This is a genomic window from Bradyrhizobium sp. WD16 (genome assembly GCF_024181725.1).
Classification (GTDB): Bacteria; Pseudomonadota; Alphaproteobacteria; order Rhizobiales; family Xanthobacteraceae; genus Bradyrhizobium_A.
The window spans coordinates 2,455,688-2,481,619 of sequence record NZ_CP028908.1 but is presented as its reverse complement, the minus strand read 5'-3'; the positions used below and the strand labels follow the sequence as shown (position 1 = coordinate 2,481,619).

Sequence of the window (25,932 nt, the reverse complement as noted above, 5' to 3'; positions counted from 1 at the left end):
CCCGGCGGCGGTGAAATGAAGAGCGGCGACGGCTGCCGCCGCCCTTCTGGATGATCTTTGATTGCGGACTTCGGCCGGCGCAGGATCCGGCGCGCGGAGGAGAACGCGCCGGATCCCCGCATCGGGATCCCTCAGGTCAGGAGCCCGAACCCAGGCACTTGTTGGTCTTGACGTTGAAGTTGCCGCACTTCTTGCCGACCCAGTCGCCGATCAGATCCTTGGAGCCCTCGAGCTCCTTCGACCAGGCGTCACCGGCGACGAGGCCGGGGGTCTTCCAGACCACGTCGAACTGGCCGTTGCCCTTGATCTCGCCGATGAAGACCGGCTTGGTGATGTGATGGTTCGGCAGCATCTCGGAAACGCCACCGGTGAGGTTGGCCTGCTTGATGCCGGGCAGCGCATCGATGATCTTGTCCGGATCCGTGGACTTGGCTTTCTCCACCGCCTTCACCCACATATTGAAGCCGATATAGTGCGCCTCCATCGGGTCGTTGGTGACGCGCTTCGGATTCTTGGTGAAGGCCTGCCACTCCTTGATGAACTTCTCGTTCGCCGGGGTCTTGATCGATTCGAAATAGTTCCAGGCGGCGAGATGGCCGACCAGCGGCTTGGTGTCGATGCCGGCGAGCTCTTCTTCCCCGACCGAGAAGGCCACCACCGGAATGTCTGTGGCCTTGACGCCCTGGTTGCCCAGCTCCTTGTAGAACGGCACATTGGCGTCGCCGTTGATGGTCGAAACCACCGCCGTCTTCTTGCCCGCCGAGCCGAACTTCTTGATGTCGGCGACGATGGTCTGCCAGTCGGAATGTCCGAACGGCGTGTAATTGATCATGATGTCGTCCTGTTTCACGCCCTTGGACTTCAAGTACGCTTCCAGGATCTTGTTGGTGGTGCGCGGATAGACGTAGTCGGTGCCGGCAAGCACCCAGCGCTTCACCTTCTCTTCCTTCATCAGGTAGTCGACGGCCGGAATGGCCTGCTGGTTCGGCGCGGCGCCGGTGTAGAACACGTTGCGCTCGCTCTCCTCGCCCTCGTACTGGACGGGATAGAACAGGATCGAATTGAGCTCCTTGAACACCGGCAGCACCGACTTGCGGGACACCGAAGTCCAGCAGCCGAACACGACGGCGACCTTGTCCTTGGTGATCAGCTCACGGGCCTTCTCGGCGAACAGCGGCCAGTTCGAGGCCGGGTCCACCACCACCGCCTCGAGCTTCTTGCCGAGGACGCCGCCCTTCTTGTTCTGCTCGTCGATCAAAAACAGGATCGTATCTTTCAGCGTGGTCTCGCTGATGGCCATGGTGCCCGACAGCGAATGCAGAACGCCGACCTTGATCGTATCGTCCGCGGCCCGCGCCACGCCCAATGTGGCGAGACCGAATGCGAGCCCCGCGGTGGCGGCCAACGCGGTGCGGCGGCTCAAAGACCGCCCGAGGGCGGACTGGAACGAGGTAAACATAACGATTGATCTCCCTGACGCGGAATTGCCGGCCAGATCGCGGCTGGCTGCGACAAATTGAATCGCAAGAAGCATGCCATGCTGCACACACGACTTAACTAGCTGAAATAGATACATAAAATTCAATTTTCAGCCGTCGGCGACGGGCCGAACGCCGTCTTTTTGGGCGGTCAATCTGACCGTACAAACGGCAAATAGATCAAAAAATATGCATACTTCGCATACTGATTAGTTCACGGGCAGCCCGCTCGTCCGCGACGGCGGATGGCCGCGCTGGCACAAGACCCTATGATCGGCCTTGAAAGCGCCGCGGCGCTGGCTCATATACCTGACGTGACCTAGAGAATCGTCAGGTCCCTGCGGGCTGCGTGTTCTGATCCGTCGTCGTGTTGTTCCGACGCCGGTGTCTGGCTTGCCTTTTTCATCTAACCACCCCGACGCCCCAGACACGCGGGTGTCTCATCAGACCCCGCCCGCATCCGGCGACCCGCCGGCTGTGCGCTGTGACTCGTAGAAAGAATCATTTTGACCTCTTTTCAGGATTTCGGCCTCGCCGATCCCATCGCGCGTGCACTTAAAGAAGAAAATTACGTCACGCCCACCCCCATCCAGGCCCAGACCATCCCCCTTGCTTTGAGCGGCCGCGACGTCGTCGGCATTGCCCAGACCGGCACCGGCAAGACCGCCTCTTTCGCACTGCCGATCCTCCATCGCCTGCTGGACAACCGGACACGGCCGCAACCGAAGACCTGCCGCGTGCTGGTGCTGAGCCCGACCCGCGAGCTCTCCGGCCAGATCCTCGACAGCTTCAACGCCTATGGCCGTCACCTGCGCACCTCGAATGCGCTCGCCATTGGCGGCGTCCCCATGGGCCGTCAGGTCCGGGCCCTGATGCAGGGCGTGGAAATCCTGGTGGCGACCCCGGGCCGGCTGCTCGATCTTGTCCAGGGCAACGCACTGCGACTGTCGAGCGTTGAATTCCTGGTGCTCGACGAAGCCGATCGCATGCTCGACATGGGCTTCATCAACGACATCCGGAAGATCGTCGCCAAGCTGCCGATCAAGCGCCAGACCCTGTTCTTTTCGGCGACCATGCCGCGGGACATCGCAGAACTCGCCAACAGCATGCTGCGCGACCCGGCGCGCGTTGCAGTCACCCCGGTGGCTTCGACCGCCGAGCGTGTCAGCCAGCGCATCATCCAGCTCGATCACGCCGCCAAGCCGGCGACGCTCGCCCAGATCCTCCAGGACGAGCCGGTCAACCGGGCGCTGGTCTTCACCCGCACCAAGCACGGCGCCGACAAGGTGGTGAAGGGCCTCGCCAAGGCCGGCATCGCCGCCCAGGCGATCCACGGCAACAAGTCGCAGAACCATCGTGAGCGCACCCTCGCCGCCTTCCGCTCCGGCGAGATTCGCACATTGGTGGCGACCGACATCGCAGCCCGCGGCATCGATGTCGACGGCGTCAGCCATGTCGTCAATTTCGACCTGCCCAACGTCCCCGAGACTTACGTTCACCGCATCGGCCGCACCGCCCGTGCCGGCGCCGATGGCATTGCGATCTCCCTTTGCGCCGGCGAGGAGATGGCCTATCTGCGCGATATCGAAAAGCTGATCCGTACGACATTGCCGCGGGAGGATCGCCGCACCCCAGGACAGCGCGACAGCGCTGCGCCGCAGCGACAGGGACAGCGACAAGGACATGGCCAACAGGGCCGGCCGCAGGGTCAACGGTCCGGTCAGCACGGCGGCGGCCAGGGAGGCGGGCAGGCCGCTTCCGGCCAGGCATCGGGACACGGCTCGGGGCACGGCTCCGGAAACCGCTCCGCTCAGGGCGCTCCCGGCAGCGGCAAGCGTCGCCGTCGCGGCGGTGCAGCAAATTCGCCTCGGCCTGAAGGCAACCGGCCCGAGGGCCGCTCCCACGGCGACGGCATTCAGGGTGTGGCGTTTCTGCATCGCGACAGCCGGCCGCGACGCCAGCGCCATCCGCAGGCTTGATCACCACGCGTAAATTCGACAGATATCCCGTTCCGGAGAACCCATGGCGAAAGAAGAACTGATCCAGTTTGAAGGGCTGGTCACCGAAATCCTTCCCGATGCCCGCTACCGCGTCCAGCTCGACGCGGGCCACGAAATCGTGGCCTATACTGCCGGGAAGATGAAGAAAAACCGCATCAAGACCTTGGCCGGCGACCGCGTCACTGTCGAGATGTCGCCCTACGATCTCGAGAAGGGCCGGCTGATCTTCCGCCACAAGGACGAACGTCCGAGCGGCGGACCGCCGCGCAGCGGGCCGCCTCGCGGCCAATTCCGTCGCCGCTGAAACGCGGGAACTAGTGTCCTGTTTCCAACGCAGCAGCTGCTCATACGAACGTTGGAAACAGAGGGGCACCTGCATCGATATGATTCTAGTGCGGTTTTGGATCTGACGCCCGTACGACGAATTCGCTGCAATGCTGATACGAGCGTCAGATCCACCGCACGAGAGACCTTCCTGGTCATGTCCTGCACGCCATCGGCGTGCGGGGCGTGGCGGCTTTTGAGTAGCCGCCAAAAAAGCGCACGTCAGGATTGTTTGACCCGCCGATTTCCCTTATGATTAAGGCATCGATTTTCGGCCGGACGACATTGGCTATCCACCGGTACAGCCGGGTAACGCTGACGACCCTTCCAAAATTCGATTCACCCGCTCGTATGACTATGAGCTTGACTACATCTATCTGAGAAGGGAACTACCCCCGTGAGCATGGGAACCGTGAAGTGGTTTAACGCGACCAAGGGTTATGGCTTCATTCAGCCGGACGACGGCGGCAATGACGTCTTCGTGCACATCAGCGCCGTCGAGCGCGCTGGCCTGGGCACGCTGCGCGAAGGCCAGAAGATCTCCTACGAGATCGTGGCTGATCGCCGCTCCGGCAAGTCGTCGGCCGACAATCTGCGCGCCGCGGGCTGATGCCCGACCTGGCCGGAGCATGATCCGGCCGCGTTGAACGACCTTATCAAGCCCAATATGAGAAAGGCCGCACCTCCGGTGCGGCCTTTCGCTGTTGAGGACGGCCATTTGGCGGCCCCGCTGCATGGCGGCCGACCGTGGCCGGCTCAGGGGCAGACGCTCTGGCTATAGAGGACGCAGGCCGACTGGCGCGGCCGGGTAAAGAACTGGTCGCTCAGAGTAAGTCCGGTCTTGAGCACATAGCCAACCACCGGCGTGTAGGTATAGCTGACCTCGCTCCAGATCAGATACGTGCTCGGGACCGCGAGGGCCGCGGGCAGGGTCACCGACGACCCCGGGGCCCGCGCCGTGGCGTTACGAGACTTGCTCCAGGCGACTGTCGCCACCCCGGCGGAATCGACCTTCACCTCCGAAATGATCGCCTTCACCGGCCCCGAAGAATAGGGCGTCATGATCGACGAACTGGCGTCGAAGGAGTTGGTGAAGTCGCTGTCGGCGACGGTCGAGGCCTGGGAAACGAGGTCGGACAGGGTCCGCGCGGTCAGGGTCACCTTGCGGTCCACGGCAACGCCGTTGGAGAGTTCGACGGTACCGAAGAACAGGACCAGCATCATCGGCAGGATGATGGCGAACTCCACCGCCGAGGCGCCGCCGGCGTCGCGGCGGAAGCGCCGCGCATTCTGATTGATCCGAGACGACAGACCGGACATGGACCGCCCCGCTTTCAATTGCCGTAGGGCTCGTTGCGGAAGGCGGCGGTGGCCGTCAGCAGCAGCTTGTTGCCGGCGAGATTGGCGACGTTGAAGCCGAGCCCGGTGACGAACAGCGGCCATTGATAGAAGACCCGGACGACGACGATGTCGCCGGGGGCCCCGGGATTGTAGCTCAATCCGCTGGCATCGAAATTCTTGCTGGCATCGACCGGATTGTTCATCGTGATGCCCGAGAAGGACTGATAGACGTTGACGTCGATATAGATGCCGTTGGCGCAATCGAACAACGCGACGATGCGCGAGCAGAAGTCGTTCTTGAACTTGGTCTTGTCGTAGTTGGCGGTCTGGGCCTGTCCGGTGAGGATCAGACGCGCCGAATCCTGGGTCGCGGTCTCGAGATACTGGTTGGCGAAGAAGATCAGCGCCACCTCGATGATCGCGAACAGCATGCAAAAGAACAGCGGTGCCACGAAGGCGAACTGCACCACTGCCGAACCGCGGCGCTCGGCGCGGAAGCGGCGAATAAGGGCTCCGGCAGACTTTCGAGACCAGGATGACATATCGTACCGACTGCAAGGCTTGATCAGGCCTCACACTAGTGTGGTTTTGGATCTGACGCGCGTACGGAGAATTCGCTGCAACGCGGATACGAGCGTCAGATCCACCACACTAGCGAAAACTGATTGTCGAAAGCTTGCCGGTTCCGTCGGGCCGAGCCCGACTGTCGTTTACCGGGCGTTAACCGGGCCGGCGTCAGCGCGGCGATGACGAGGATGACGACGACGAGTTGCCGGCGGCGGAAGCATTGGCCGCCGAAGCCACGGCATTGCCGGCCGCAGTATTGGCGAACGAGCCCGCCTGATCCAAGGCCGCGGAGAAGTAGGTGCCGCCATCGCCGAGCGTGACACGCCGCTGACAGACCGGGTTGCAGCTATAGCTCTCCCGCTCGACACCGCGATAGACGGTGACCAGGTTGTCGGCCGGACCAGCCACCAGAATTCTACGGTCGAACAGCACCTGCCCGCTGCGATCCAGCGCGATCACGTTGGTGGCGCCATAACCCTTGCCGGTGACGACCATCATTCCGCCCGGCTGGAGCGTAACGTCGGCGATCAGCGGATTTCCGACCACCAGCGTTGCAATACGCTCTGGCAGCTTGACCAGCGTGGCCTGATCGACCGCCACATCGATCTGCATTTCGCCACCGGCAGCGCGCAAGGACGCGGGCGCAAGAATCAGTCCGGTGACGACAACCCTGGCGAGGAACGCCCGGCGACCGCGCGCGGCAAGGAGGAACATACTCTACCCCGGGACACTCACTCGTGGAGTGGATCTGACGCTCGTATCAGCATTGCAGCGAGTTTGGCTCTAACGTTCGCACAGGTGGTCGCTGCAAAAGCATACGAACGTTAGAACCGGGACTCTAGCCGACGGAAGCGACACCCAGCGGAGCCCGCACCCGACGTGGCAAATCTGACGTTAATTCATGAACGAACTGCAAACACCCGGTCAGCGCGCCGGATCTCAGCGCAGGAACGGATGCACCAGCTGACCGCCAAAATCCGCCGGCACCGGATCGTCATCGACACCATAGGCCTGCGGCAGCTCGCCCGCCGGCATCCGGAAGGTGCCGAACATGACATCCCAGAGCGGGAAGCTTCCCGCGAAATTGGTGTTGCCGCCGACCGATGTCGGCGTGTGGTGCCAGCGATGGAAGACCGGCGTCGCGATCACATAACGGAGCGGACCAAGCGTCCAGTTGAGATTGGCATGGACGAACGCCGAGTGAAACGTGGTCAGCGGTCCGACCCAGATCATCACATTGGGCGAGATCCCGGCCATCAGCAGGATCACGTCGACGGCGATGGTGCCGACCACGAGATTGACCGGGTGAAAGCGCGCTGCGGAAATCCAGTCGACCTCCTCGGGGGAATGATGAATGGCGTGATACTTCCAGAACGCGCCGCCATGAAACAGCCGATGGTTCCAGTAGAGCAGGAAATCCGCGACCACGATGAAGAGCACACCCTGAACGGCCAGCGGCAGCCGGGTGAGCGGACCGTGGCCATTGTCGTAGAATGCGATCAGCGCGTCGGGCCCCTTGACGTCGAACAGCACCGAAGCTCCGACCACCAGCAACCCGATGCGCAGCACCCGGGCGAACAGCGGCACGAAGAACCAGTAGCAGACGTCAGTGATGACATCCGTCTTGCGCCACCACGGCTCGCCGGGATTACACGCCCAGTAATGGCCGAGCACGGTGAAGACCAGCGCGAGCACGAGGGTGATGGGCACCACGTGCAGCAGCGTGTCGCCCATCATGGTGAGCACTTCGAGCAGCAGGCCTTCCATCAGGCGTCCCTCGGAAATCGCTCCGATGTCAGTAATCGAGCGGACTTAATCGCGAGTAAACCATAGACTCTCGCGCCCCCGAGATGCGTTCGGTATCCCTTTAGCGCAGCGTTAACCGTCCGCAACAACTGCGACAAGAAGCCCTGTTTCATCATTCGAATTAACTACGCTGCAATCGTCGGCCCATATGGTTGGCCATGGTCAAGGCAAGCCACCCGCTGCCGAAGCCAACGTCAGTTTCGACAGCCAAGTGCACATACGGAGCCATCCCAATGAAGAATCTTGTCGCTCGCTTCCTCAATGACGAGTCCGGCGCCACCGCGATCGAATACGGCCTGATCGCCGCCGGCATCTCGCTCGCCATCATCGCCGCCGTGAACTCCCTCGGCACCTCGCTGAGCTCCAAGTTTTCGGCCATCAGCTCCTCGCTGAAGTAAGCGCGACGACCACGACAGCTAAAAGGGGCTCCGGCTGGCCGGAGTCCTTTTCCGTTATAGCTCCTGTGCTGCTTCCGGCGCGGGATTCCGGGTGTGATCCATGCCGACAGGGCCTGCGATTCAACGTCAATCCGCTCCGCCGCGCGGGCACGCCGACGTCACCCGCTTCCGGACGACCCCGACGCTCGAGACCACCCTGATCGTTTGCTCCGCACTGGCATTGGCGCTGACGGCAATCGCGTTTCGGCTGATAGCGAGGCTGTGAGCGCCGCGTTGGTCGATTATTCATCTGTGGGGTGTTAGGATTCGCGCCGACCCGCCTCGACCGACGCCCTGGGCGCCCGCATGACCCTGCTTCTCGATTTCGCCCGCCTCATGTTCTTTCCGGCGCTGATGGCCTTTGCCGCCGTCAGCGACCTCCTGACCATGACCATCTCGAACCGCGTCTCGCTGCTGCTGGTGGCCGGCTTCGCGGTGCTCGCCGCAGCCGGCGGCATGCCGGTCGGAGATGTGCTCGGTCACGGCGCCGCCGGGATCCTGGTGCTCATCGCCGCGTTCGGCTGCTTCGCCATGGGCTGGATCGGCGGCGGCGACGCCAAGGTGGCCTCCACTGCCGCACTCTGGCTCGGACTACCCCATCTGCTCGATTTCCTGCTCTACGCATCGCTGTTCGGCGGCGCTCTGACGCTGCTCCTGATTCAATTCCGGCACCTGCCGCTGCCGGTCTCGCTCGGGCGCCAGGAGTGGCTGCAACGCCTGCACATCAAGGACGCCGATATTCCTTACGGCATCGCGCTCGCGCTCGGAGCCCTTGCCGTCTATCCTGAGACATCGTGGATCAGGGCGGTCGACCTGTCCCATGTCGCAAGCTGGATTTGACGCGCAGCGATGAAGGTCGGATCGAACCCGCCGGCGTTCTGAAAGATCTCGTTAACGCGATTTGGATACGCCTCATTAACCATGCTTTGACGTTTAGCTGATCAAATCCGCATCACAGCGACGGCTGCGTCGCACGTGCGTTGCGGAAAGTGAAGCGTATGAACACCGCTAAAATCGTCGTTCTGGCCATCTCGGTCGCGGCTGGCGGCCTGGCGATTTATCTCGTCAGCGGTTCGGAGACCAAGCAGGTCGTTCAGGCTCCGACGGCGCAGATCGAAACCGTCGATGTGCTGGTGGCGAAGTCCGATATCCCGCTCGGGCAGACGGTCACCCCCGCCGATCTGCAATGGCAGACCTGGCCGGCGGCCAATTCCAGCGACAACTTCATTCGCCGCAATCAGCGTCCCGACGCCATCGCGCAGTATGGCGGCTCGATCGCTCGTTCGCCGTTTCTGGCGGGCGAACCGATCAGGGATATGAAGCTGGTGAAGGGCCCGACGTCCGGGATCATGGCGGCGCTTCTGCCCACCGGCATGCGCGCGGTATCGACCGAAATCTCCGCCGAGACCGGCGCCGGCGGCTTCATCCTGCCCAACGATCATGTCGACGTCATCCTGTCGCGGCGGGACGCGGGCAACAACCGCCCCGGCGCCGATCAGGTGGTCTCCGAGATCATCCTGAGCAACGTCCGGGTTATGGCGATCGACCAGACCATCGAGGAAAAGAACGGACAGAAGGTCGTCGTCGGCAAGACCGCGACGCTCGAGCTCAGGCCGGAGCAGGCGGAAGTGCTCGCCAAGGCGCGCCAGACCGGCACCCTGATGCTTGCGCTGCGCAGCATCGTCGATGTCAACGCGCCCGCCGCCGCCGATGACCGCAGGGCCAGCAACAATATCAACGTCGTCCGCTTCGGTGTTCCCACCTCGGCGACTGTGCAGCGATGACCAAGGAAACCTGAGGAATGACGCGGGGGCACAAAGCAAGTTTGCGGCGAACCGAGCGGCTGCGCAGCTGGTCGCTGGCGGCGCTGACGGCGTTGACGCTCAACGGCGTCGTGGTGGGGACCACCGCCCTGACGCCGGCTCTGGCAGCCGACAGCAGCGGCGCTTCGGCGACGATGAACGCACGTTTCCTGCCGCTCGGCATCGGCAAGTCGGTGGTCGTCGACCTGCCGCACGATGTGAAAGACGTCCTCGTCGCCGATCCTAAGATCGCCAATGCGGTAATCCGCTCGGCCCAGCGCGCCTATATCATCGGCGTTGCCGTGGGCCAGACCAACATCGTCTTCTTCGACGCCGCCGGCCAGCAGATCGCGGCCTATGACATCGCCGTCAAGCGCGACCTCAACGGGGTCCGCGCCGCGCTGCGCCAGGCCTTTCCGGGCAGCGACATCAACATCGAGGGTGTCGGCGACGGCGTGTTGCTGTCCGGCTCCGCCGCGACCCCCGCCGATGCCCAGCAGGCGGTCGACATCGCCGGCCGGCTGGTTGGCGACGCCACCAAGGTCGTCAACAACATTGCCGTGCGCGGCCGCGACCAGGTCATGCTCAAGGTCACCGTCGCGGAAATCCAGCGCAATATCATCAAGCAGCTCGGCATCGATCTGTCGGGGACCGGCAGCGTCCTGAATTTCAACAACTCCAATCCGTTCACCGCGCAGGGCGGCGCGCTGGTCGGCGCCAACAACGTCACCGGAAGCTTCAAGTCGGTTACGGCGGTGCTGCGGGCGATGGAGAGCGCCGGCGTGATCCGCACGCTGGCGGAGCCGAACCTGACGGCGATCTCTGGCGAATCGGCGACCTTCCTGGCCGGCGGCGAATTCCCGCTGCCACAGGGCTATTCCTGCGACCCCACCACCCACGTCTGCACCACCCAGATCGGATTCAAGAAGTTCGGCATTTCGCTCAACTTCACCCCCGTGGTGCTCACCGAAGGTCGCATCAGCCTGCGGGTGATGACGGAAGTCTCCGAGCTGTCCAACGAAAATGCGATCAGCGTCACTCAGCAGGTCAGCGCGACGAGCACCAATTCGATCACCGTGCCCTCGATTCGGACTCGCCGGGCCGAAACCACCCTAGAGATCCCGTCCGGCGGCTCGATGGCGCTGGCCGGCCTGATCCAGGAACAGACCAAGCAGGCGATCAACGGCTTCCCGGGATTGAACCAGCTTCCCGTGCTCGGAACCCTGTTCCGCAGCCGCGACTACGTCAATCGCCAGACCGAACTGGCGGTGATCATCACGCCCTATGTGGTTCGGTCCGTGGCGCAGAAGGACCTGTCGCGACCGGACGACGGCTTTGCCGACGCTGCCGATCCCCAGTCCGACCTGCTCGGCAGCATCAACCGCATCTATGGCGTGCGCGGCCGAACCGCCCCCGCCACGAGCTATCGCGGCAAATACGGCTTCATCACCGATTGAGACTGGACCAGAAAAAATGAGTGCACAGGAATCGCCCGCTCGGCCGAAGCCCCGGTGGCACACCGGATTGCTGCTCGTCGGTCTCGCGCTGTCGCTCGGCGGCTGTCTCACCCACGCCCGCGACAGGGACGGCGCCATGGCGGCAATCCCGGCGGACTACCGCCAGCGCCATCCGATCGTCATCGACGAAGCCCCCCGCTCGACCGAAATCTTCGTCGGGACGGGCCGAGGCGGCCTGAGCGCCACCCAGCGCGCCGACGTGATCAGTGTCGGTCAGTCGTGGCTGCGCGACGGTACCGGGACGCTGACGATCGACGTTCCGAAGGATACGCCCAATGCCCGTGCCGCGGCCGACGCCTATCGGGAAGTGCGCTCGCTGCTCTCCGCGCTCGGCGTCCCGTCTCGCGCCATCGTCGAGCGCCGCTATCGGCCGGCCGACCCGCGCCAGTTCGCCACCATCCGCCTGAGCTATCCGCGCATTGCGGCGGAGGCCGGCCCCTGCGGCCTCTGGCCCGAAGACATCGGCCCGTCGATCAAGAACCGGACCTATATCGAGAACAAGCCCTACCACAACTTCGGCTGCGCGACGCAGCGCAACCTCGCCGCCATGATCGACAACCCATCCGATCTGGTGCAGCCGCGACCAGAGACCCCGCCCTACGGCGCTCGCCGGTCCGCGGCATTCGAGAAATACAAGAAGGGTAGCGATACCGCCACCACCTACACCACCGGCGACAAGGCCAAAATCAGCGATCTCGGAAAATGATCAGCTACGCGCGTCAGACTCAGGAGACCGAAGCGCAGCCGGCTGCGGTCGACGAGCACATCGCACCGGCGCCACGCGTCTCGGTGCAGGCGTTCTGCGAGACGGTGGAGGCCGCCGCGGCCATTCAGGCCGCTGGCGACGATCGCCGGCTGGCGAAGGCACATCTCAAGATCCAGATGGGCGGCATCGCCGCGGCAACCGAAGCTTATCGCGCCGCCCCGACCCCCAACGTCATCCTGCTGGAGACGGATGGGCGCAGCGACATTCTGGCCGAGCTCGACAACCTCGCCACCGTCTGCGATCCGGGGACGCGCGTCATCATCGTCGGCCGCGTCAACGATGTGACGCTGTATCGCGAACTTGTCCGACGCGGCGTCAGCGACTATCTGATCGCACCAATCAACGCCATCGACGTCGTGCGATCGGTGTGCAACCTGTTCTCGACGCCGGAGGCCAAGGCGGTCGGCCGCATCATCGCGGTGATCGGCGCCAAGGGCGGTGTCGGGGCCTCGACCCTGTCCCACAATATCGCCTGGGCGATCGCCCGCGACCTCGCGCTGGACGCGGTCGTCGCCGATCTCGACCTCGCCTTCGGCACCGCCGGCCTCGATTACAACCAGGACCCACCCCAGGGAATCGCCGACGCGGTGTTCGCGCCGGATCGGATCGACACTGCCTTCATCGACCGCCTGCTGTCGAAATGCACCGACCACCTCAGTCTGCTGGCCGCCCCGGCCACTCTTGACCGCGTCTATGATTTCGGCGCCGAGGCCTATGATTCGATCCTGGACACGCTGCGCAGCTCGGTGCCCTGCATCGTGCTCGATGTGCCGCACCAGTGGTCCGGCTGGGCTCGCCGCACCCTGGTCAGCGCCGACGACATCCTGATCGTCGCCGAGCCCGATCTCGCCAACCTGCGCAACACCAAGAATCTGTTCGACCTCCTGAAGGCGGCGCGGCCGAACGACCGCGCCCCGCTCTACTGTCTCAACAGGACCGGCGTGCCGAAGCGGCCCGAAATCTCGGCCAGGGAATTCGCCAAGGCAATGGAATGCGACCCCGTCGCATCGATCCCGTTCGAGCCCCAGACCTTCGGGGTCGCCGCCAACAACGGCCAGATGATCGCCGAGATCTCGTCGACGCATCGATCCGCCGAGATATTCCTGCAGATCGCCCAGCGGCTCACCGGCCGCAGCGAGACCAAGAGGCCGCGCAGCTCGCTGCTATCGCCGCTGCTGGAGAGGCTGCGGTCGAAATAGCCTATTCGTTCGGAGTGGTATCGTGTTTGGTAAGCGTAGCGGAGTTGAAGCGGAAAGCCGGCTAAAGCCGGCGTCGGCCGGCTATGACGCGCCAGCCCCGCGCAGCGTCGAGCCGACGCCCCTCGTCGCAGCGCCGCCGCTGTCCCCGGCCAGGACCGCGCCGCCGCCCGCCGCGGATATCCGCCGCTCGGACAACTATTATCAGGTCAAGGCGACCATCTTCGGCGCCCTGATCGAGGCGATCGACCTCGCGCAGCTCGCCAAGCTCGACGCCGAATCGGCGCGCGAGGAAATCCGCGACATCGTCAACGAAATCATCGCGATCAAGAACATCGTGATGTCGATCGCCGAGCAGGAGGAACTGCTCGACGACATCTGCAACGACGTCCTCGGCTACGGTCCGCTGGAGCCGCTGCTGGCCCGCGACGACATCGCCGACATCATGGTCAACGGCGCCAATACCGTCTACATCGAAGTCGGCGGCAAGATCCAGAAGACCGGCATCCGGTTCCGCGACAACCAGCAGCTGCTCAACATCTGCCAGCGCATCGTCAGCCAGGTCGGCCGCCGGGTCGACGAATCCTCGCCGATCTGCGACGCCCGTCTCGCCGACGGATCCCGCGTCAACGCCATCGTCGAACCGCTGGCGATCGACGGCCCGGTCCTCACCATCCGCAAGTTCAGGCGCGACAAGCTTACGCTCGATCAGATCGTGCGGTTCGGCGCGATCTCGCCGGAAGGCGCCGAGATCCTGAAGATCATCGGACGCGTCCGCTGCAACGTCCTGATCTCCGGCGGTACGGGCTCCGGCAAGACGACGCTGCTCAACTGCCTGACCAACTATATCGACCACGACGAGCGCATCATCACTTGCGAGGACGCGGCGGAACTTCAGCTGCAGCAGCCGCACACCGTCCGACTGGAAACCCGTCCGCCCAACCTCGAGGGCGAGGGACAAGTCACCATGCGCGAGCTGGTTCGCAACTGCCTGCGCATGCGGCCGGAGCGGATCATCGTTGGCGAAGTCCGCGGCCCGGAAGCTTTCGATTTGCTCCAGGCCATGAACACCGGCCACGACGGTTCGATGGGCACGCTGCACGCCAACAACCCGCGCGAGGGGCTGTCGCGCTGCGAATCGATGATCACCATGGGCGGCCTCGGCCTGCCCTCGCGCACCATTCGCGAGATGATCTGCTCATCGATCGACGTCATCATCCAGGCCGCGCGCCTGCGCGACGGCTCGCGGCGCATCACCCACATTACCGAGGTGATGGGCATGGAAGGCGATACCATCATTACCCAGGACATCTTCCTCTACGACATCGTCGGCGAAGATGCCGAGGGACGAATCATCGGCCGCCACCGCTCGACCGGAATCGGCCGGCCGAAATTCTGGGAACGCGCGCGCTATTACGGCGAGGAGACGCGGCTCGCAGCCGCACTGGATGCCGCCGAGCTGCCCCTTTCCGGAAGCTGAGCGTCGGCCCGGACCGGCGCGCATACACCAGAGTAGAGAGTTGAGGAGCGTAACCGATGAAGATGCAGGCGCTGGCACTGGCCTTTCTCGCCGCATTGGCCGTCGGCGGCATCGCATGGGTTTTCATCTATCCCTTGCTGTCGGGCGAGCGGCAGGCCGAGAAGCGCCGTGCCTCCTTCGCCAGAATCGAGGCCGGCGGCCGCGGGGTCGATCGCACGCAGCGCAGCCGGCGCGAGCAGGTCGAGGAGACGCTCAAGCAGATCGATGAACGCGCGAAGAAGAAACAGCAGGTCGACCTTGCGTCCCGCCTTTCGCAGGCGGGGCTCGACTGGAGCAAGGAGAAATTCCTGATCATCTCGGCCGTCATCGGCGGCATCGGCTTCCTGCTGCCGCTGACGGCCGGCATGGGACTCGTTGCGGCCCTCGGAGTCGGCTTCGCCGCCGGCTTCGGCCTGCCGCGCTGGGTGCTCGGCTTCCTCAAGAAACGGCGCGAGAACAAGTTCCTCGAAGCGCTGCCCGACGCAGTCGACGTCATCGTCCGCGGCATCAAATCGGGCTTGCCGCTATTCGATTCGATCCGCGTTGTGGCGACCGAAGCACCCGAGCCTCTGCGTTCCGAATTCTCCGCGATCGTGGAAACCCAGGCGATCGGCATTCCGCTCGGCGAGGCCTGTGCGCGCCTCTACGACCGCATGCCGCTGGCCGAATCCAACTTCTTCGGCATCGTCATCTCCATCCAGCAGAAGTCGGGCGGCAACCTGTCGGAGGCGCTCGGCAACCTCTCCAAGGTGCTGCGCGACCGCAAGAAGATGAAGGCAAAGATCCAGGCGATGTCGATGGAGGCCAAGGCTTCCGCCGCCATCATCGGCGCCCTGCCGCCGATCGTGATGGTGCTCGTCTATATTTCCACGCCCGACTACATCTCCCTGCTCTGGACCCATCCCACCGGCCGCATCATGCTCGCCGCGTGCCTGGTATGGATGAGCACGGGCATTTTCGTCATGAAGCGCATGATCAATTTCGACTTCTAGTGTCCCGGTTCTAACGTTCGTATTCCGTTGCAGCGAGCGCTTCTACGAACGTTAGAACCAAAGGGACACTAGCATGATCATGATTCTAGTACCCTCTTGTTTCCGAAGTTCGTGCCGAGAGGGTGCTGCAAGCAAATCACGAACTTCGGAAACAGGGTACTAGGCCGCGGGAACATGATCGACTTCATCATAGAGAAGTTTCACGACACCCGCTTCATGGCCATGCTGCTCGCCGCGGTCGCGGCGAGTGTCACGGTCTATACGCTGGTGACGCCGCTGTTCGCGGGCGAGAACCTCGCCAAGCGGATGAAGGCGGTCGCGAACGAGCGCGAGCGGCTGCGCCAGCGCGACCGGGAGCGCCTCAACCGCAACGAAAAGGTGGCGCTGCGTCAGGCCCCGAGAGAACTCGTCCGCAAGACGGTCGAGGATTTCAATCTCGGCAAGTGGCTCGCCCAGGAAGCCGCCCGCGAGAAGCTGCTGATGGCCGGCTATCGCGGCCACGCCCCCTACACCACCTTCCTGTTCTTCCGCCTGGTCACGCCGGCGGTGTTCTTCGTCGGATCGGTGCTCTACGTCTTCGTGCTGTTCGATCTACAGATTTCGCTGGCGATGAAGCTCGCCATCTGCACGGGCGCGACCTATCTCGGCATGCAGGCGCCGATGTTGTTCCTCAGGAACGCGATTGCGAAACGCCAGCTTTCCATCAAGCGCGCCTTTCCCGATGCGCTCGACCTGCTGCTGATCTGCATCGAATCCGGCATGTCGGTCGAGGCGGCGTTCCACCGGGTTTCCCAGGAGATCGGCACGCAGTCCATCGCCTTGGCCGAGGAGCTGACGCTGGTGACTGCCGAGCTCTCCTACCTGCAGGACCGCAAGATCGCCTATGAGAACCTCGCCAGGCGTACCGGCCTGGAGAGCGTCAAATCGGTCGCGGTGGCGCTGCAGCAGGCAGAGCGCTACGGAACGCCGCTGGCGATGACCTTGCGGGTGCTGGCCCAGGAGAACCGCGACATGCGGATGACCGAGGCCGAAAAAAAGGCCGCGGCGCTACCGCCCAAGCTGACCGTGCCGATGATCGTGTTCTTCCTGCCGGTTCTGTTCGTGGTGATTCTCGGCCCGACCGGCATCAAGGTCTCGGCCTATATGAGCCATTGAGACAGAACCCCATCGTGACAGTAGCCTCTGAGACGGGCTCGCGCGCGTCTCAGAAACCATCTCAGGCCTTCTTGGCCTCACTGGTCTCGACCCTCCAGAAGAACGCCGCGGCGCCGACGGCGAGGATCGCGAACCAGGCCATGTCGGGAATGCCGGTCACGTCTGGAAGCCGCACCTTGCCGAGCGCCCAGGCGTTGAGCACATGGCTTTTGACCCAATCGAAGCTCAGCGCATAGAGAATGGCGCCGACGATCATGCCCAGCGCACCGACAAGAGCATGCACGCTGCCGGTTGCGATGGCGCCGAGCGCAGTGCCGGGGCAATAGCCGTAGACCACCATGCCGATGCCGAACAGCGCGGCGCCCAGAGCGACACCGAGCATGTTGGCGTCCTTGACATAGTACTTGGTGCCGCCGGTATCGATCAGCAGCAGGACACCGAGCCCGCCGACGATGATGGCCGTGCCCATGACCTTGAGCACGGTGAAGTCACGCAGACGAAACTGGTCCTCGATGACGTTGCAGCTCGTCACCCGGCCGCGCTGCAGCAGGAAGCCGAACAGCGTGCCCATCAGGATCGGACCCAGCACGGCGATGATGGCGGTCATGGTCACACCCTCACGATTTGCGGAACAGGACGGCGGAGACGGCAAGCCCGGTCGCGAACATCACGCCGAGAAACACCCAGCTCGAGACCGCAAGTTGCAGCCCGCCCGAGATGCCATGACCGCTGGTGCAACCACCGGCGAGCCTCGCGCCGTACATGATCACGATGCCGCCGAGGAATGCGGCAGCGAAACGCTTGACCACCGAGGGACCGAACCGCTCCTTCCAGACCTCGGGCACGAGCTCGATACGCCAGGTGCCCGACGTCACCGCGGACATGAAAGCGCCGAGCGGGATGCCGACCAGGAACCAGACACCGTAATCCCATTTGAGCGGCATCGATTTCCAATAGCTGTTCGCAGCCACCGCATCGGCGCCGATCACCGGGACCGCGAAGATCGAGGCGATCCGCGAATAGGCGGTGGTGACGCCGAGGGGGTCGCCAAAGACGGCGAAGGCGACCCAGCTCAACACGCCGATGCCGGCGCCGACCAGATAAGGCGACCAGTTCACGCGGCGAACCCGCGGTGCTTGCCGAGCCAACGTTTCCGCATAGGCGGTCATTGCACGCCTCCCTGTCCGCCGGTCGATGGCTGCTCGCGGCCTCAATGGCCTGCCACTGCATCGCGGAGCGGGAATCGCTCGGCGCCGCCGGCGCAAAGCCGATCATATTCGCAAATGCTAATTTATCAATATCTAACGATACGGCAGCGCGGCGACCGTCTTCTCACGGCCGCGTGCTCGGCATGACGCCGAATACGGCCTTGGCGGCGTCATCGGGCCGATCGACGAAGAAGTCGGTGACGCCGGCGCCGACCCACATGCCGAGCAGCACGATCCAGGCGGTGAGAGCGAACACCGAGGCGCCGGTTACCCCGGCGCCCACGGCGCAGCCGCCCGCGAGCATGGCACCGAATCCCATCAGCACCGCGCCGGCGAGGTAGCGGCGCATGCTCTGCCCGCCGGAAAAGCCTTCGAGCTTCAGCTCACGACCGCCGGCGCCGGAGATGAACGAGCCTAGAAAGACGCCGGGAACAAGCCCGAGATCGAAATCGAGCAGCCAGTGCGGACTGTTCAGCACCCACATCAGCACCTCGGCGGAGGGCCCGCTGAAGGTAACACTCTTGAGCGAAACCGGCGCAAAGGACGCCTGCGCCAGCTGGTAGGTGAAAATCCACCCCGTCGCGATGGCGATCCCGGCGCCGACGGCACCGAAGGCGACGCCGAACCCGACACGGTTGCGCACCGCGAAGGCAATGCCGGCCAACAGCCAAACGGCCGCGAAGCCGATCTTCTCGGGAAGTCCGCCGCCCAGCGCCGCCATGACATCACGGGACGGTCCGCCATCGACCAGCCAGAGATTGGTCAGCCATTCCCTGGCCGGCGACAGCACGCCGCGATAGGATGCCTGGGCGGTCACGGCGAAAACCAGTCCGGACAGGAGCGCGCGCAGATTGCCGTTGGCCGACAACACCAGCAGACGGCTGGCGCAACCACGCGTCAACACCATTCCACAGCCGAACATCAGGCCGCCGATGACGGCTCCCGAGATGCTGCCCTGCTGCGCAAGCTGGCGAGCTTCGGAGACATCCAGCAGCCCGAGGGCAACCAGGCCCTGGGTGGCAAGCAGCGCCGCAGCGAAGGTCAGGAGCCAGACCGACAGCCGACGCCCACTCTCGCCGCGGACGAATTCGATGACCGCGGCACGCAGGCAGAACCGGCTGCGCTGGGCACAAAAGCCGAACAGTGCGCCGACCACGAGGCCGCCCAGCCAGGACAGGACATCTTCGCCCAGGACATCGATGGCATTCGATAACACGAACCGGGGCCTCGCTGCGGTGAATCAGGGCCGCAGATAGGCGTATCCCTGGACCTGGAGTTCCGCAAGACGCACCACGCCGCCCTTTTCGGCGATGACAAATCCCGGCGTGAGGTCGCCGAGTTTGACACCCTGAGCTTTCATGGTGTTGGCGCAGGCGTCGAAGCCGACCCCACCCTTGATCAGCCGCTCCGACAGCGCCACGACATTGTCGGCGGCGGCGATGGCGTGGAAGGCCTTGAGGGCCGGGCCGTGGACCACCAGGCGGATGTCCGCGTTGCCGGGCCCACCGGTGCCGTCGATGTGATTCTGGATATTGCCGAGAACGAAGATCACCCTGTCGAAATCGGACAGGTGATAGGCGACGCGCACCCGCGGCGTCGATTCGGTGGCGCGGGCCGGGCCTGTCAGCCCGAGCAGGCCGAGAGCCCCGGTGAAGCCGGTGCGAAACAAGGATCTACGCTCCATGGTCGTCCTCCGAGGAAATATCTGAACCGGGATACGTTGGGCTTTCAGCCCTCCGTTGCCCCCGTCGCTAAGGCCTGGCGGCGACGAAGGCGGCGATGCGGTCGGCGGCATCCTCGGCGGCAAGGTCGAGGAAGTAGTGGTCGGAATCTTCGATCCTCTCCAGCCCGACACGGCCTTGCTCGCCCGCGAGCGGTGAGAAGGCCTCTATCACGTCGGTCACGGTGACGTCCCTGGTCCCGGCGAGAACGAGGACCGGCAGAGCGAGCCCCCCGACGAGCACCGCGGTGTCCTGCCGCCGCTCCGGCGTATAGAAGGCGGCAAAGGCCCGTGCCGTCACCCTGGCATCCTTGCAATAGATGAACCCGGGGACCGACATCCATTCGGTGCCATGGCCGTCAGCGACCAGCTTCGCCGCCTTCCGCACCAGCGGCTCCAGCAGCGCACCGTAGCTGCTGACATAGCTGGCGCGTCCGGCGGCTTCGAACGAGGCCGTGGCCGGAGCCAGCAGAATGGCGCCGCTGATGGCGGCCTCGGGCCGCGCTGCGAGATACCGGGCGACCTGGTTGGCACCCCGCGAATGGCCGAGCACGAAGACGCGCTTTCCGCCCGTGCGGTGCGCTTCGGCGACCCACGCTGCGATTTCGCCGACAGCATCGTCGGCCAGGTAATCGTGCGGCTGGGCACACTCGTACATGCCCTTGCGGCGATCGAGCCCGAGCGCCAGAGTATGGGTAATCGTCGCGACGCCGCGCTCGGCGAGCGCTCTCGCCAGCGTCGTCATCGTCTCCGTGTCCTTGTGCGCCAGCGTACCGTGGGTCATCACCACGACCGGCGTCTCCGGCCTCACCGCCGCCGGCGTGCGCAGGGTTGCAAGCACCACCCGACCATCGACCGTGAGTTCACGCGGCTCCTCCGCCGCGCGAGCGCCGGCGGCGCCGAGCACAAGGACAAGCAGGCAGAAAACAAGCCGCATGGCGCCTTCCTGATCAGGGACGAACGATCGTCCAGCGTTTCTCGGCGAGGTCGACCAGTGCCGCAACGCCCGCTTCGACGACCTCGACATCCGGCATCAGGGGCGGCTGCCGGCCCTCCTTGGCCGCCAGCGTTTCCAGCGAATTGCCGCAGGCCTTGAAGGTGACATTCGGCATGGACTTGATGAAGTTGGCGATGCGCTCCTTCACCGGAGAGCGATCCGCGAGCAGCATCTCGATGCCGCCATTGAAGGCGACCACGACGATCTCGACCTCCTCGCCGCGCGCCGAATAGTGCCGCGAGACATTGGCGGCGACGTCGAGCACGGCGCGCATCTTGGCAGGATCGTCGTCGCTGATCTGCAGGGCGAGCCGATGCAGCTCGGCGGCGCGCGACACCGGCGCGATCGTGGTCGACAGACATGCAAGAACGGCCGCCTGAAGAACGACACGGCGGCTGCGTTCCGCTGCCCTCACTCGACACCCCGCGGCTTGCCGTCCTTGGCATCCTCGGGTGTAACGTCGATCACCGCCGCCCGCGCGGTGATCTTCACCGGCGGAATGCAATCCTTCATGCACGGCTCCTTCTGCCAGAACGCCTTCTCGCTCACGGTGCGATCGTCCATGAAGAAGCCCTGCTCGTTCGGCATCTTGATCGAGGTGAAGTTCTTGTTGCTCAGCTCGAAATTCTGGTCGGTGATGATGTCGTTCAGATAGAGCACATATGCCACCAGAGCATAGTATTCATCCGTCTTGAAGGACTGGGCACTGCCATAGGGCATCGCGTGCCGGACGTAGTCGAACAGCGTCGAGGCGTAGGGCCAGTAGGAGCCGACGGTCTTGACCGGATTGTCGGCGGTCAGACTTCCCTTGCCGCCCGCCAGCACCGGCCAGCGGCCGTTGCCCTCGCCGAACTCGCCGTGGCACGTCGAGCAATTGTCCATGAACAGCTTCTCGCCCTGGGCCACCGTTCCCTTGCCTTCCGGCAGCCCCTGCCCGTCCGGCCGAACGTCGATGTCCCAGCCCTTGACCTCCGCCGCAGTCGGCGCGCGGCCGATGTGATATCTGGCTTCGCTGGCGGTCGTGGTCGTGGTCGTGGCATCGATCTTGGTCTGGGCCAGTGCCGGCGATGCCGCAGCCAGCGCTGTGATCAGGACACCGGCGAGCTTAAGCGACTTCGACATTCTCGACCTCACCATTCGACTGGACATGCCAAGTCTGGATGCCGTTGTTGTGGTAGATGGAGTTGACGCCGCGCACCTTGCGCAGCTCGGCCTTGGTCGGCTGCACATAGCCGGTCTCGTCCTGCACGCGCGACTGCAGCAACAGCGGCTCGCCGGTCCAGTCGAACTCGTAGTAGAACCGGGTCAACGCCTTATCGAGGATCGGGCCATCGAGCCGTGCCGGTCGCCAGTTGCGGCCGCCGTCGAGCGAGATGTCGACGCGCTTGACCTTGCCGTTACCCGACCAGGCGAGACCGGAGACGATGGTGAAGCCCCTGCCGTGTCGAATCGGCGCCTGCGGACTCGGGCTGGTGATGACTGATTTGGCGTCCATCGCCCAGGTGAATCGCCGCGCCTTTCCGTTCGGCAGCAGGTCGGTGTATTTCGAGGTCTCCTCGCGGGTATGCCAGGGCTGATCGCCGACCTTGATCCGGCGCAGCCACTTGACCCACAGATTGCCCTGCCAGCCGGGCACCACGAGACGCATCGGATAGCCCTGCTCCGGATAGAGCGCCTCGCCGTTCATCTTGTAGGCGATGATGCAGTCGTCGAGCGCCTTCTCGATCGGCAGGCTGCGATCCATTCCGGCGGCATCGCCACCTTCGACCAGCAGCCACTTGCCATTGCTCCTGACCCCGACCTCCTCAAGCAACGTGCGCAGCGACACGCCGGTGTACTGCACGCAGTGGATCATGCCATGGGTGAACTGGCAGCCGTTGAGCTGCGCGCCGCGCCATTCCATGCCGGAATTGGCCGCGCATTCCATGAAATGGATGCGGTTCACTCGCGGATAGCGCTTGAGCTCCTCGAGACTGAGAATCAATGGCCGTTCGACCAGGCCATGAATCATCAGGCGATGATCGGCGGGATCGATCTCGGCGATGCCGCCGTGGTGGCGCTCGAAGCAAAGCCCGTTCGGCGTGATGATACCCTCGAGTTCGTGCAAGGGCGTGAAGCTGACCGACGACTCGCGCGAGGCGGTGAGCCATTCGACGTCGCGGCGGATGACGTCCTTCTCGAATTTCGACGGCTTGCCATAGGGCCGCACGGCAACGCCATCACCCAGCACCTTCGACCATTCCGGCACGTTGGGCGGCTGGTTGGCGGGATTGCCGGCGGCCGCGGCCGGCTTCGCCAGCGCCATGGCAGCCATGCCGCCCGCCGCGGTGAGGAAGGCACGCCGCGACTGACGCGGGGCGCCGATGGGATCTTGGCCCTTGGACATGGATCTCACACTCCGGAGACTTTGACTGCTCGGTTCGGTTCGAGACGGACGGTCTTCTGCCGCTTCAGGTAATCGGACACGACATCCCAGATCGCCGGGCCCTGCGTGCCTTCATTGACGCTGGCCCAGCCCGCCACCTGGTATTCCTTCGCCGGATCGACCGGCGCGCCGGTCTTCATCAGCCGCATGTCGGAGATCCGCTGGCCCTGGGGCTTGGCGATGTCGATGGCGTAGGACAGGCCGCCGATCCGCACCATGTCGCCGCCTTGCTGGTAATAGGGATCGACGTTGAAGAGATTGTCGGCGACGTCCTCGATGATCTCCTTGAGCCGGGTGCCGGTCATGCCCATGCGGTAGACCGCGGGATAGGTGATCGCTGTGGCGTTGGTGACGTCCTCGAATGTGATGTCCTGGCCGGGCAGCACGCTGGTGCCCCAGCGGAAGCCCGGCGACAGCGCGATCTCCGCGTCGCGCTCCTGCAGCAGCGCCTGGCAGATCAGGTCATCGAACGTGCCGTTGAAATTGCCGCGGCGGTACAGCAGCGATTCGGTCTTGCCGAGCGGGCGGGCGAGATCGGCGGCAAACGGCCTGCGCACCTCGGCGATCTTGGCAGCCATCGCCGCATCCGGCGCGATCACGTCCGAGAACAGCGGAATCAACTTGTAGCGATATCCCTTCACCTCGCCGTCGCGGACATCGAGGTCGAGTCGGGAGACGAATTTGCCGGAGGACCCCGACGCGATCAGCAGCGTCCGGCCGACCTTCACCGCCTCCGGCAGCGCGTCGTGGGTGTGTCCGGTGAGGATGACGTCGATGCCCTTCACCCGGCTTGCCAGCTTGCGGTCGACATCGAAGCCGTTGTGCGAGAGCAGCACCACCAGCTGGGCGCCGGCCTTGCGGGCCTTGACGACCTGGGCCTGCACGTCCTCCTCGCGCACGCCGAAGGACCAGTTGGGGATCATCCAGCGCGGATTGGCCACCGGCGTATAGGGGAAGGCCTGGCCGAGGACCGCGATCTTGACGCCGCCGCGCTCGATCATGGTCGAGGCTTCGAACGCCGCCTCGTTCCATTCGGCATCTCGGATGTTCAGGCCGAGGAACGGGAAACCAAGGGACGAGATCGCCTCCTTGACCCGGTCGGTGCCATAGGTGAATTCCCAATGGCCGGTCATTGCGTCCGGCTGGAGCAGCGCCATGCAGTCGATCATGTCCTGGCCGCGCGTCTTCAGCGACGACCACGAACCCTGCCAAGTATCGCCGCCGTCGAGCAGCGCCACCTTGTCGCCGCGCTCGGCCCGAATGGCATTGATCACGGTAGCGGCGCGATCGAGACCGCCAATCCGGCCATAGGTCCGCGCCAGCGCCTCGAAATCCTCCGAGGTCAGGGCATAGGCCGCCGACGAGCCCGGCGCGACGCCGAACCGCGCCAGGAACTCCTTGCCCGTGACATGGGGCGGCTGGCCCCTGGCGTCGCCGACGCCGAGATTGGTCGACGGCTCGCGGAAATAGAGCGGCATCAGCTGGCCATGGATGTCGGTGACATGCACCAGCGTGACGTTGCCGAGCGGCTCGAAGGCGAGCAGCTCCTTCTGCGTCAGCTTCTGCTGGGCGAAGGCCCGCGACCAGCTGCCCGAACCGCCGGCGAGCGCCGCCGCGGCAGCGGCGACCTGAATGAATTCACGACGCGAGATCATGCGCCCAACCTCTCGTTTGGATCAGATGGCCCGACTCTAGTGCGGTGGATTCTGACGCTCGTATCAGCATTGCAGCGGGGCATTCGTACGAGCGTCAGATCCAAAACCTCACTAGAAATCATAATCATGCTGGTGTCCCTTGGGCTCTAACGTTCGTAGAAGCGCTCGCTGCAAGCGGGATACGAACGTTAGAACCCGGGACACTAATTGCGAACCGCGGGTGTCTCGACCGGCAGCCCGATGCCGCGCCAGGCGACGTAGATTTCGAGCGCCAGAAACTCGTCTGACAGCGGCTTGAACGGCTCGGCACGCACGTCGAACATGCAGCCTTTGAAACGTTCGTGGAGCAGGACCAGCTTCTGATCGCGCAGCCGATAGGTCGGAAATCCGTTGGTCTGGCCCTGGCTGAGGAAGTCGGCGCGCATGAACTTGCCGTTGTTCTTCTCGTGACAGGAGGCGCAGGCGAGATCGAGCTGACCGAACCGGGTGTAATAGATCTGCTTGCCTCGCTCGAACCAGGGCGTCATCGGCCCATCCGTCTTCACCGCCACCGGCATTCCGCGAGACTGGTAACGGACGAAGGCAGTCATGTCGGTCAGCGCCTGCGAATTGAAGGCCAAGGGCTCGGCCTTCATCCGCTCGGTGCGGCACATGTTGATCTGCTGCTCGAGGTTGACCGGCTTCTTCAGCTTGTCGTTCCACTTGGGCATCGCGGCGCCGACGCCCTTCATGCTGGTCTCGGCTTCGCCATGGCAGGTAGCGCAGGACTTGCCCTCGGCGCCATCCACCTTTTTCCAGGCATCCGCCGCGCGCTCGATGGCGAGAAATCCGGGATTCTCCAGATCGTCGTCCTGGAGCGCCCGCGTCTCCTTGCTGCGGAATTCGTAGCCCGAGATGATCTTCTTGAAGACGTGACCGGGAGGCGCGTCGATGCCCTTGCGCTCGGCGCCGTCGCCCAGGGCCGCCGCGCCCGACAGGGCCACGGCGGCGGCAATCGTCAGCAACGCTGTGACGCGAGGCGCCATCG

27 protein-coding genes are annotated in these 25,932 nt (G+C 64.2%); 12 read left to right on the top strand and 15 right to left on the bottom strand.

Features of this window, described 5'->3' with window-relative positions; translation table 11 throughout:
- Positions 1 to 136: 136 nt before the first annotated feature.
- Positions 137 to 1,459 (bottom strand): urea ABC transporter substrate-binding protein, encoded by a 1,323-nt coding sequence (gene urtA / locus DB459_RS11495; protein ID WP_253712985.1) that lies wholly within the window; start codon positions 1,457 to 1,459, stop codon positions 137 to 139.
- A 525-nt stretch (positions 1,460 to 1,984) separates the two neighbouring features.
- Here urtA and DB459_RS11490 point away from each other — a divergent pair.
- From DB459_RS11490 to DB459_RS11480, 3 genes are all read left to right on the top strand, one after another.
- Positions 1,985 to 3,457: a DEAD/DEAH box helicase gene (locus tag DB459_RS11490; protein ID WP_253712984.1), complete on the top strand. Its 1,473-nt coding sequence runs from the start codon at positions 1,985 to 1,987 to the stop codon at positions 3,455 to 3,457.
- Between the two features lie 43 nt (positions 3,458 to 3,500).
- On the top strand, positions 3,501 to 3,782 hold the full coding sequence (infA, locus tag DB459_RS11485; RefSeq protein WP_253712982.1) for a translation initiation factor IF-1: 282 nt from the start codon (positions 3,501 to 3,503) through the stop codon (positions 3,780 to 3,782).
- Between the two features lie 417 nt (positions 3,783 to 4,199).
- Positions 4,200 to 4,412 carry a cold-shock protein gene (locus DB459_RS11480; protein ID WP_002714433.1) on the top strand — a complete coding sequence of 71 codons (213 nt, stop codon included), beginning with the start codon at positions 4,200 to 4,202 and terminating at the stop codon, positions 4,410 to 4,412.
- Positions 4,413 to 4,558: 146 nt separating this feature from the next.
- Here the strand turns inward: DB459_RS11480 and DB459_RS11475 are convergent, their stop codons facing one another.
- From DB459_RS11475 to DB459_RS11460, 4 genes are all read right to left on the bottom strand, one after another.
- Positions 4,559 to 5,122 (bottom strand): TadE/TadG family type IV pilus assembly protein, encoded by a 564-nt coding sequence (locus tag DB459_RS11475; protein ID WP_253712980.1) that lies wholly within the window; start codon positions 5,120 to 5,122, stop codon positions 4,559 to 4,561.
- 14 nt (positions 5,123 to 5,136) lie between these two features.
- Positions 5,137 to 5,685: a TadE/TadG family type IV pilus assembly protein gene (locus DB459_RS11470; protein WP_253712979.1), complete on the bottom strand. Its 549-nt coding sequence runs from the start codon at positions 5,683 to 5,685 to the stop codon at positions 5,137 to 5,139.
- Between the two features lie 193 nt (positions 5,686 to 5,878).
- Positions 5,879 to 6,424: a pilus assembly protein N-terminal domain-containing protein gene (locus DB459_RS11465; protein WP_253712977.1), complete on the bottom strand. Its 546-nt coding sequence runs from the start codon at positions 6,422 to 6,424 to the stop codon at positions 5,879 to 5,881.
- Positions 6,425 to 6,649: 225 nt separating this feature from the next.
- Positions 6,650 to 7,477 (bottom strand): sterol desaturase family protein, encoded by an 828-nt coding sequence (locus DB459_RS11460; protein WP_253712976.1) that lies wholly within the window; start codon positions 7,475 to 7,477, stop codon positions 6,650 to 6,652.
- A gap of 272 nt (positions 7,478 to 7,749) precedes the next feature.
- Between DB459_RS11460 and DB459_RS11455 the strand changes: the two genes are divergently transcribed.
- The 9 genes from DB459_RS11455 (at position 7,750) to DB459_RS11415 (ending at position 16,900) form a co-directional block, all read left to right on the top strand.
- Positions 7,750 to 7,914 (top strand): Flp family type IVb pilin, encoded by a 165-nt coding sequence (locus DB459_RS11455; RefSeq protein ID WP_253712974.1) that lies wholly within the window; start codon positions 7,750 to 7,752, stop codon positions 7,912 to 7,914.
- Between the two features lie 351 nt (positions 7,915 to 8,265).
- On the top strand, positions 8,266 to 8,793 hold the full coding sequence (locus DB459_RS11450) for a prepilin peptidase (protein WP_253713525.1): 528 nt from the start codon (positions 8,266 to 8,268) through the stop codon (positions 8,791 to 8,793).
- A gap of 158 nt (positions 8,794 to 8,951) precedes the next feature.
- Complete coding sequence (cpaB, locus tag DB459_RS11445; protein ID WP_253712973.1) at positions 8,952 to 9,737, top strand: Flp pilus assembly protein CpaB; 786 nt, start codon at positions 8,952 to 8,954, stop codon at positions 9,735 to 9,737.
- A 17-nt stretch (positions 9,738 to 9,754) separates the two neighbouring features.
- Positions 9,755 to 11,212, top strand: a complete 1,458-nt coding sequence (locus DB459_RS11440; RefSeq protein WP_253712972.1) for a type II and III secretion system protein family protein — start codon at positions 9,755 to 9,757, stop codon at positions 11,210 to 11,212.
- 16 nt (positions 11,213 to 11,228) lie between these two features.
- Entirely contained in the window at positions 11,229 to 11,978 is a 750-nt protein-coding gene (locus DB459_RS11435; RefSeq protein WP_253712970.1) for a CpaD family pilus assembly protein, read from the top strand.
- Complete coding sequence (locus DB459_RS11430) at positions 11,975 to 13,237, top strand: AAA family ATPase (protein WP_253712969.1); 1,263 nt, start codon at positions 11,975 to 11,977, stop codon at positions 13,235 to 13,237. The genes DB459_RS11435 and DB459_RS11430 overlap by 4 nt, the downstream gene beginning before the upstream one ends.
- Before the next feature lie 22 nt (positions 13,238 to 13,259).
- A complete protein-coding gene (locus DB459_RS11425) occupies positions 13,260 to 14,714 on the top strand; it encodes a CpaF family protein (protein ID WP_253712967.1) in 1,455 nt (484 codons plus the stop codon).
- A 56-nt stretch (positions 14,715 to 14,770) separates the two neighbouring features.
- Positions 14,771 to 15,745, top strand: a complete 975-nt coding sequence (locus DB459_RS11420; RefSeq protein WP_253712965.1) for a type II secretion system F family protein — start codon at positions 14,771 to 14,773, stop codon at positions 15,743 to 15,745.
- A gap of 174 nt (positions 15,746 to 15,919) precedes the next feature.
- The gene (locus DB459_RS11415) at positions 15,920 to 16,900 is read left to right on the top strand and encodes a type II secretion system F family protein (protein WP_253712964.1); all 981 of its coding nucleotides are present in this window, start codon (positions 15,920 to 15,922) and stop codon (positions 16,898 to 16,900) included.
- A 61-nt stretch (positions 16,901 to 16,961) separates the two neighbouring features.
- Here DB459_RS11415 and DB459_RS11410 read toward each other — a convergent pair whose 3' ends face one another.
- The 10 genes from DB459_RS11410 to soxA all read right to left on the bottom strand — a co-directional run bounded on the left by DB459_RS11410 (position 16,962) and on the right by soxA (position 25,930).
- Positions 16,962 to 17,507: a YeeE/YedE thiosulfate transporter family protein gene (locus DB459_RS11410; protein WP_253712962.1), complete on the bottom strand. Its 546-nt coding sequence runs from the start codon at positions 17,505 to 17,507 to the stop codon at positions 16,962 to 16,964.
- Between the two features lie 10 nt (positions 17,508 to 17,517).
- On the bottom strand, positions 17,518 to 18,069 hold the full coding sequence (locus tag DB459_RS11405; protein WP_253712961.1) for a YeeE/YedE thiosulfate transporter family protein: 552 nt from the start codon (positions 18,067 to 18,069) through the stop codon (positions 17,518 to 17,520).
- A gap of 163 nt (positions 18,070 to 18,232) precedes the next feature.
- A complete protein-coding gene (locus DB459_RS11400) occupies positions 18,233 to 19,324 on the bottom strand; it encodes a YeeE/YedE family protein (protein ID WP_253712959.1) in 1,092 nt (363 codons plus the stop codon).
- A 24-nt stretch (positions 19,325 to 19,348) separates the two neighbouring features.
- A complete protein-coding gene (locus tag DB459_RS11395; RefSeq protein WP_253712957.1) occupies positions 19,349 to 19,792 on the bottom strand; it encodes a DsrE family protein in 444 nt (147 codons plus the stop codon).
- Positions 19,793 to 19,859: 67 nt separating this feature from the next.
- Entirely contained in the window at positions 19,860 to 20,765 is a 906-nt protein-coding gene (locus DB459_RS11390) for an alpha/beta hydrolase (protein WP_253712955.1), read from the bottom strand.
- Positions 20,766 to 20,778: 13 nt separating this feature from the next.
- A complete protein-coding gene (locus DB459_RS11385) occupies positions 20,779 to 21,183 on the bottom strand; it encodes a DsrE family protein (protein WP_253713524.1) in 405 nt (134 codons plus the stop codon).
- A gap of 53 nt (positions 21,184 to 21,236) precedes the next feature.
- Positions 21,237 to 21,947, bottom strand: coding sequence for a c-type cytochrome (locus tag DB459_RS11380; protein ID WP_253712954.1), 711 nt, complete (start codon positions 21,945 to 21,947; stop codon positions 21,237 to 21,239).
- Positions 21,931 to 23,211, bottom strand: a complete 1,281-nt coding sequence (soxC, locus tag DB459_RS11375; protein WP_253712953.1) for a sulfite dehydrogenase — start codon at positions 23,209 to 23,211, stop codon at positions 21,931 to 21,933. The genes DB459_RS11380 and soxC overlap by 17 nt, the downstream gene beginning before the upstream one ends.
- A gap of 5 nt (positions 23,212 to 23,216) precedes the next feature.
- Complete coding sequence (gene soxB / locus DB459_RS11370) at positions 23,217 to 24,905, bottom strand: thiosulfohydrolase SoxB (RefSeq protein ID WP_253712951.1); 1,689 nt, start codon at positions 24,903 to 24,905, stop codon at positions 23,217 to 23,219.
- 203 nt (positions 24,906 to 25,108) lie between these two features.
- On the bottom strand, positions 25,109 to 25,930 hold the full coding sequence (soxA, locus tag DB459_RS11365) for a sulfur oxidation c-type cytochrome SoxA (RefSeq protein WP_253712950.1): 822 nt from the start codon (positions 25,928 to 25,930) through the stop codon (positions 25,109 to 25,111).
- Positions 25,931 to 25,932 lie beyond the last annotated feature (2 nt).

Coding starts and splice junctions, on each gene's coding strand:
- urtA (WP_253712985.1), bottom strand. CDS start 1,459: ATGTTTACCTCGTTCCAGTCCGCCCTCGGGCGGTCTTTGAGCCGCCGC.
- infA (WP_253712982.1), top strand. CDS start 3,501: ATGGCGAAAGAAGAACTGATCCAGTTTGAAGGGCTGGTCACCGAAATC.
- DB459_RS11475 (WP_253712980.1), bottom strand. CDS start 5,122: ATGTCCGGTCTGTCGTCTCGGATCAATCAGAATGCGCGGCGCTTCCGC.
- DB459_RS11470 (WP_253712979.1), bottom strand. CDS start 5,685: ATGTCATCCTGGTCTCGAAAGTCTGCCGGAGCCCTTATTCGCCGCTTC.
- DB459_RS11465 (WP_253712977.1), bottom strand. CDS start 6,424: ATGTTCCTCCTTGCCGCGCGCGGTCGCCGGGCGTTCCTCGCCAGGGTT.
- DB459_RS11460 (WP_253712976.1), bottom strand. CDS start 7,477: ATGGAAGGCCTGCTGCTCGAAGTGCTCACCATGATGGGCGACACGCTG.
- DB459_RS11455 (WP_253712974.1), top strand. CDS start 7,750: ATGAAGAATCTTGTCGCTCGCTTCCTCAATGACGAGTCCGGCGCCACC.
- cpaB (WP_253712973.1), top strand. CDS start 8,952: ATGAACACCGCTAAAATCGTCGTTCTGGCCATCTCGGTCGCGGCTGGC.
- DB459_RS11440 (WP_253712972.1), top strand. CDS start 9,755: ATGACGCGGGGGCACAAAGCAAGTTTGCGGCGAACCGAGCGGCTGCGC.
- DB459_RS11435 (WP_253712970.1), top strand. CDS start 11,229: ATGAGTGCACAGGAATCGCCCGCTCGGCCGAAGCCCCGGTGGCACACC.
- DB459_RS11430 (WP_253712969.1), top strand. CDS start 11,975: ATGATCAGCTACGCGCGTCAGACTCAGGAGACCGAAGCGCAGCCGGCT.
- DB459_RS11420 (WP_253712965.1), top strand. CDS start 14,771: ATGAAGATGCAGGCGCTGGCACTGGCCTTTCTCGCCGCATTGGCCGTC.
- DB459_RS11415 (WP_253712964.1), top strand. CDS start 15,920: ATGATCGACTTCATCATAGAGAAGTTTCACGACACCCGCTTCATGGCC.
- DB459_RS11410 (WP_253712962.1), bottom strand. CDS start 17,507: ATGACCGCCATCATCGCCGTGCTGGGTCCGATCCTGATGGGCACGCTG.
- DB459_RS11405 (WP_253712961.1), bottom strand. CDS start 18,069: ATGACCGCCTATGCGGAAACGTTGGCTCGGCAAGCACCGCGGGTTCGC.
- DB459_RS11395 (WP_253712957.1), bottom strand. CDS start 19,792: ATGGAGCGTAGATCCTTGTTTCGCACCGGCTTCACCGGGGCTCTCGGC.
- DB459_RS11390 (WP_253712955.1), bottom strand. CDS start 20,765: ATGCGGCTTGTTTTCTGCCTGCTTGTCCTTGTGCTCGGCGCCGCCGGC.
- DB459_RS11380 (WP_253712954.1), bottom strand. CDS start 21,947: ATGTCGAAGTCGCTTAAGCTCGCCGGTGTCCTGATCACAGCGCTGGCT.
- soxC (WP_253712953.1), bottom strand. CDS start 23,211: ATGTCCAAGGGCCAAGATCCCATCGGCGCCCCGCGTCAGTCGCGGCGT.
- soxB (WP_253712951.1), bottom strand. CDS start 24,905: ATGATCTCGCGTCGTGAATTCATTCAGGTCGCCGCTGCCGCGGCGGCG.
- soxA (WP_253712950.1), bottom strand. CDS start 25,930: ATGGCGCCTCGCGTCACAGCGTTGCTGACGATTGCCGCCGCCGTGGCC.